The 1,072-nt window shown below is 44.5% G+C and carries 1 protein-coding gene; it reads right to left on the bottom strand.

Annotated features, from left to right (window positions below; all coding sequences use genetic code 11):
- Window positions 1-30: 30 nt before the first annotated feature.
- Complete coding sequence (locus FC65_RS10800) at window positions 31-1,065, bottom strand: IS30 family transposase (protein ID WP_010499999.1); 1,035 nt, start codon at window positions 1,063-1,065, stop codon at window positions 31-33.
- Window positions 1,066-1,072 lie beyond the last annotated feature (7 nt).

Genomic DNA, 1,072 nt, shown 5'->3' with positions numbered 1-1,072 from the left:
GGCCGGCCTCCCACTGTCGAACTTTAGCCACTACTTATTTGGCTGGGCTAATTCATTTTCTAATGCTTCTTGGGCGGAGTGATAACCTAAGATCCGGCGATATTTGCCATTTAAAGCATTTTGCGCCCGCTGTATTTCCTCTGGTGTGACTTGCCTCAGTGAGTGTCCTTTAGGGAAAAATTCACGTAAAAGCCCATTCGCACGCTCATTGCTACCCCGTTCCCAGGGCGAAGAAGGATGCGCGAAGTAACTTGTAGTTCCTTTTAAACGACTTTGCTCCGAAAACTCTGCTCCATTATCAAAAGTGAGTGTCTTAAAAAGTGTGGGGGCTTGTTTAATAACCTTTTGCACAGCTGCTAAGCAAGTTTGTGCGTGATAATTAGGGACCTTAAGCACGATTTCATACCGCGTTTTCCGCTCAGTTAAAGTCAAAAGTGCCGGCTCACTAGCTTTTCTAACCCCTTTAACTAAATCAGCTTCCCAATTACCAAATGTCAAGCGTTGCTTGACGTCTGCCGGCCTTTTTTCGATCGAGAGGCCCAAGTTTTTCTGATTCTGCCTGACATGGGTATGTTTTGTCGTTTTTATTCTCCGCCGGAGTTTTTGTGGCAAATCAATATTCCTGAGCTGCAATAACCCTTGATCTATATAACGGTAAACTGTGGTTACCGACGGTGTTGGCTTGTCAGGATGGATCCGTTTGAAATAGGCCGTAAAACTGGCCACACTTTGGGAACGAAAAGGTCGCTTCAACTCTTTTGCTAACATTGCAAAATATAACCAACAATTACGTGTCAGCGGTTTTGAATGACACTGACTACGATTTTTCCGATAATTTATCTGGCCGGTCTCTGCGAAATATTGGCGGTAAAATAAATAATCAGAGTTACGCTGCAAGGTCGTCCCACGGGCGATCTCACGATAAATAGTACTTCGTGCCCGACCTAAACGTTGTGCGATCTGCATGACACTCAGACCGTCTTTTAAAGAGGCTTCGATCTGTCCTCTTTCAGCTGCAGATAATTGTTGATAGTGCTTTGGCGTGTTAGAATATATTCGAGTCATAAAGGTC

The sequence above is a fragment of the Ligilactobacillus acidipiscis DSM 15836 genome, from assembly GCF_001435755.1.
GTDB classification, from domain to species: Bacteria; Bacillota; Bacilli; order Lactobacillales; family Lactobacillaceae; genus Ligilactobacillus; species Ligilactobacillus acidipiscis.
The sequence above is the reverse complement of the archived record's forward strand: the minus strand, read 5'-3'. Positions and strand labels throughout refer to the sequence as shown.

Coding starts and splice junctions, on each gene's coding strand:
- FC65_RS10800 (WP_010499999.1), bottom strand. CDS start 1,065: ATGACTCGAATATATTCTAACACGCCAAAGCACTATCAACAATTATCT.